Source organism: Actinoplanes sp. NPDC049548 (assembly GCF_040676695.1).
Classification (GTDB): domain Bacteria; phylum Actinomycetota; class Actinomycetes; order Mycobacteriales; family Micromonosporaceae; genus Actinoplanes.
Genome location: NZ_JBFAPM010000058.1, coordinates 1 through 4,524, shown reverse-complemented (window position 1 = coordinate 4,524; position 4,524 = coordinate 1). Strand labels below are relative to the sequence as shown.

Sequence of the window (4,524 nt, the reverse complement as noted above, 5' to 3'; positions counted from 1 at the left end):
AGGCCACCACCGACGATCTACCAGCGCTCAGCGCATAACCAACAACGAAGAATCACGCGCGAACGCCAAACACCACTCCACGGGACTTGACCCGGCCCGCTGCTGGCGGCCTCCGGCCGGCATCGCGTACCGCGGCGCGCCGCACCGGGCGGTATTTGCTGCAAGGCATGCCTCCAGCGGGGCGCTTAAGCTTCGGGGATGGGTGCCGATTCCGCCCACCGTCGCCCCAGGCGAAGCCGAGCAGACCTTAATCGCCATCCCTTCCGACCGCCGCAGCCGCCGGATCTCTGCCCAGTCCTCCACGCTCAGCACCTCGCGATGCTTCAGGAGGTGATCCCGATTCACCCGGAACCACGGGGGCAGTTCTCAGGCGGAGCCGACAGTTCGTCCAGTAGGGCGCTCCACTTGTCGCCCCGAGCAGGCCCGCTCCACGGAGAGTGGGTCGACTGGCGTTCGGTGACTCGCTTTTTACCGAAATCGCGGCCGCGAGTTCAGCCGGCGTCAATCATCGGCTACACCAAGGCCGTGAAGGTGCAGGCTTTCGCAGTGCCGTGGCTGTCGTGACATCGACAGAGGACATCGCCGCCGCTCTGCCGTCGGCCCAGCTTGGCGTGCCACGGCGTCACTCCCGTCACGGTTGTCACTCCGCGACTGTTGAGCTCGAAGGACGTGAAACGACAGTCGACACTCGTTGCCACGCAAGCAAACAGGCCGACCATCATAAGCAGAGCGACCGTGTATAGCGGCCCCAGCGGGGCGTTGACTTATTTCTCGCCTGGGATCGCCCTGGTGAATCGGGCCTCAACCTCGCCAGCTCGGATGGTGAGGCGGGTGTGGTCGGCCGTCACGATGGTGACGTGTTGCGAGACGGCCGTTTGAATCCCGGCGTCTGCGGTGGCGTCTTCGTGCGACGGGAGAAGGGTGGTGCCCGCCCACGCGATGTCGTAGCCGGTGGCTGTGCTGGTGTATTGCCCACTCGTGGTGTTCACCCCGTCGAAGGCGACGAGGAACCCGTCGGCGCCAAGGTACAGCCAGGCGCCGGCGGGCTTCGCCACCGCTGCGGTGTGGCCTTTTTCGGCTACGGCGGTCAGCCGCCAGCAGTTGCCCACGTAGCTGGCATGCTCGGTGACCGTTGTGGGGGAGGGAGGCGGATCGTTGACATGCTCACAAAGCGGCTTTCGTCCGGCGCTGGCGATGAGCAGCGTGACGGGGGCGATGGGCAGGGCGACGGAGATCACCAAGAGCACGGTGTTAAGCCGGCGACGGGGCCTGCGCGTTGGCGGGGTGTCGGTCACACCTCTGGTACGGCTGGGAAATCGGGAACGGCCATGCCCGAATGGTTGGAAACCAAGCACCATCGGTGGATACCTGCGAGCAGCCTCGTCGGGAAAGCCGCCGTCGCAGGGGGAGATCCAACCCCGAATGAGCTTGAGCCACCGGGGCGGACCAGCTCGAACGCGACGGGACTGGTGCGGCGCCGAAGAGGCGTTGAACAGCGCGACGCGGACCAGGCCGAACAGTCCCGACATGCTTTTGCGGATCTGCGGATTAGAAGGTCGGACGTCCCGCCGTCGATGCTGGGTGCTGTACCGCCCGGGGACCATCTGGGGACCACACGTCATGCGCGTTGACGCACTGACCGCTCGCCGTGTCACGTCAGCCATGGATCGGCATCGTGCTTGACGTGCGGAAACGTCCACTCCAATGGCCTGGGGGTCAAGGGGTCGCAGGTTCAAATCCTGTCAGCCCGACAAATTTTCGGCGGTGACCTGCGGAAACGTAGGTCACCGCTTTTGTTGGATCGAGATTACCCACCGAAAACCCACCGTTTTCAGATTGACTGGCCCGGCCGGTGGGACCGGCAGGCCGCAACCGGGCAGCGGACTGGCTGAGCGGGGTGATGAGGACGCGCTCGAGTATCTCGCCGGCAGCAGCTGGCGGACCCTGACTGAGTCGGATGTCGGGGACGGTGCGCGCCGGTTATCGACCCGGCGCAGGCGATCGGCGACCGCCTGATCCCGGCGTGCCCAGTTGCGAATCGCCAGGCCGATGGGCAGGAGCCGGTCGCTGGAGAAGGTCAGTACGCCCGCCTGGGCAATCCGAGTTTCGGATCGCCGCCTTTGAGTTGGACGCGCTCGAGTACCTCGTCGGTACTTTCACGCTCCCATGTGTCCAGCATGGCCGTGAGAGCGTCACGATCGGCGAAGAATCCGTAAAATACGCCCTTGGTCACGCCGAGCTGTTTGGCCAGTGCTTCGACACGAAGCGCGTCCGGGCCGCCGCTCGCCAGCGCTTGCAGCCCGGCCTCGATCCATCGGTCTCGCGGCGTCCGCGTCTCGAACCTGATGTGGCTCACCTCACTCGGCCTGAGATACGGCCTGGGCGAAGCCCCAATCAAGTGTTGAGGCTTCGCCGTAGAGCCAGTCAGCCGTATGGCCACCGATGTCTTCGCCTGCGTCAGCTCCGGGTCTTCCAGAGTTGATCCGGCCCCGAGCCGCACGTGAACTGGATCAGCGGGGCACCGGCAGGAGCGGTAGAACCGCCCTGAAGTGCAATGCACTTCCCCGTTCCGCGATTCTGGTACTGAACAACGGTGCTCCCGTTGACAGTAACCACTCGGGCTATCGACCACTGCTCGAACATGTTGTCAAACTTGAACCACCACTGGACCAGTTTGGCGCCGTTCGCGGAGCTGTTGCCATCCACGCTCAGCGCGAACTGATTCGCCGTGCCGGCAGTGCGCAGCGCGAAGTAAGTATTCGCACTGTTCTGGGGAAAGACGGAGTAATCTCTTCCCCAATATTGGTCCTGTGGATTAGTGTAGGCGGCCGGCGGCCATTGGATGACGTCCGCGCCGGCCGTCGCACCTGTGCCGCCCTTGATGGCCATCACGTTGCCGGTCGCGTTGTTATACAAGGATGCCCAGCTCGTCACGGCCGCCTGGGCGGGACTCTGCAGGCCGACCAGCGCCAATAGGGACACCGCAGCGACAGTTGCAAGGGCCTTTCTCCACAAGTGGTGAACCTTCAAAAACTTCTCCCTATCATTCGTCCGATCGGCCACAGTCCTCAGCGATCGCCATTCTTGGAGACTTCGACCACTCCAAAATGGATGACGTCATCGGGCGCATTCAGTCAGGGCCGCCTTTGTCTGCGGCGAATAAGCTAGCATGTAGCGTTTTTGTTAGCTACTTCTTGACACACGAGCTCAGGTGTGCCGAATCCGGTAAACAGGACGACACGGCGAATTCAGCCTAGGCGATCTCGCCACGGCAGGCGAACCTACGGCCGAACGGGGGATGCACGTAGTGCCATTCGATGGCGCTGCGCGTCTGAGCCGGTACCTGCAATGGAGCCCTCTAGTCATTGGTCCCCGCGTGGCGAGCTGCGGTGGACGGCACCGGACTATCGTGACGATTACGGCGGCACTCGGGGGAACTTCGGGGCTCGATCGGGTGAGACTCGGCTCTGCTCATCAACGGGTCTGCTGCACCGATAGGTGACATCTGCGATGGCTTGCCGTGACGGCGAGCTGGAAGGATGTTGCTGTGCCCAAGCCCTACCCTCGGGAGTTCCGCGATGATGTTGGGCGGGTGGCCCGTGACCGTGAGCCCGGTGTGTCGGTCGAGCAGATCGCCAAGGACTTCGGGGTGCACCCGATGACGTTGTTCAAGTGGCTGCGTCAGGCCGACATCGACGACGGGACCAAGCCCGGCGTGAGTGGCAGCGAGTCGGCCGAGCTGCGCGAGGCACGGAAGCGGATCAAGCTGCTCGAGCAGGAGAACGAGGTCCTGCGCCGGGCCGCGGCGTATCTGTCGCAGGCGAACCTGCCGGGAATAGGCTCTACCCGCTCGTGAACGAGCTGGCCGCCGACGGCATCCCCGTGGCGGTGACGTGCCGGGTGTTGAACCTCGCTCGACAGCCCTACTACCGGTGGCTTGCCCGCCCGGTCACCGACACAGAACTGGCCGAGGCCTACCGGGCCGACGCGTTGTTCGACGCCCACCGCGGACGACCCGGAGTTCGGCTACCGGTTCCTGGCCGACGAAGCCCGCGCCGCCGGGCAACCGACGGTCGAGCGCACCGCCTGGAAGATCTGCTCCGGAATGGGCTGGTGGAGTGCGTTCAGCCGCAAACGACGGCAGGGCAAGAGCGGTAGGCCGGGCCCGCCGGTCCACGATGACCTCGTCAAGCGCGACTTCACCGCCGATGCACCGAATCGGTTGTGGCTGGCCGACATCACCGAACACCGCACCGGTGAGGGCAAGCTCTACCTCTGCGCGATCAAGGACGTGTGGTCCAACCGGATCGTCGGCTACTCCATCGACTCCCGGATCAAAGCCAGACTCGCTGTCCACGCACTGCACAACGCCGCCGCCCGCCGCGACGACGTGGCCGGCTGCGTGCTGCACACGGACCGCGGGTCGCAAGGCGGATTCAACTGGTCGTCGCAACACCTCGTGATGGTGGAGGTGTTCGATGGCACGTCGTCAGCAGCAGGCGGATCGGGCGTTGCGGCCGGCGA

At 64.7% G+C, this 4,524-nt stretch carries 5 protein-coding genes; 2 read left to right on the top strand and 3 right to left on the bottom strand.

What is annotated here, in order from left to right; genetic code table 11:
* Positions 1–764: 764 nt before the first annotated feature.
* The 3 genes from AB0J80_RS38405 to AB0J80_RS38395 all read right to left on the bottom strand — a co-directional run bounded on the left by AB0J80_RS38405 (position 765) and on the right by AB0J80_RS38395 (position 2,982).
* A complete protein-coding gene (locus AB0J80_RS38405) occupies positions 765–1,238 on the bottom strand; it encodes a hypothetical protein (protein WP_364714756.1) in 474 nt (157 codons plus the stop codon).
* A gap of 839 nt (positions 1,239–2,077) precedes the next feature.
* On the bottom strand, positions 2,078–2,356 hold the full coding sequence (locus AB0J80_RS38400; RefSeq protein ID WP_364714754.1) for a TetR/AcrR family transcriptional regulator: 279 nt from the start codon (positions 2,354–2,356) through the stop codon (positions 2,078–2,080).
* Positions 2,357–2,457: 101 nt separating this feature from the next.
* Entirely contained in the window at positions 2,458–2,982 is a 525-nt protein-coding gene (locus tag AB0J80_RS38395) for an RICIN domain-containing protein (protein WP_364714752.1), read from the bottom strand.
* Positions 2,983–3,547: 565 nt separating this feature from the next.
* Between AB0J80_RS38395 and AB0J80_RS38390 the strand changes: the two genes are divergently transcribed.
* Both AB0J80_RS38390 and AB0J80_RS38385 read left to right on the top strand, forming a co-directional pair.
* A complete protein-coding gene (locus AB0J80_RS38390; protein ID WP_364714750.1) occupies positions 3,548–3,856 on the top strand; it encodes a transposase in 309 nt (102 codons plus the stop codon).
* A gap of 249 nt (positions 3,857–4,105) precedes the next feature.
* On the top strand, positions 4,106–4,524 hold a 419-nt coding region (locus tag AB0J80_RS38385; RefSeq protein ID WP_364714748.1), incomplete at its 3' end, for a DDE-type integrase/transposase/recombinase.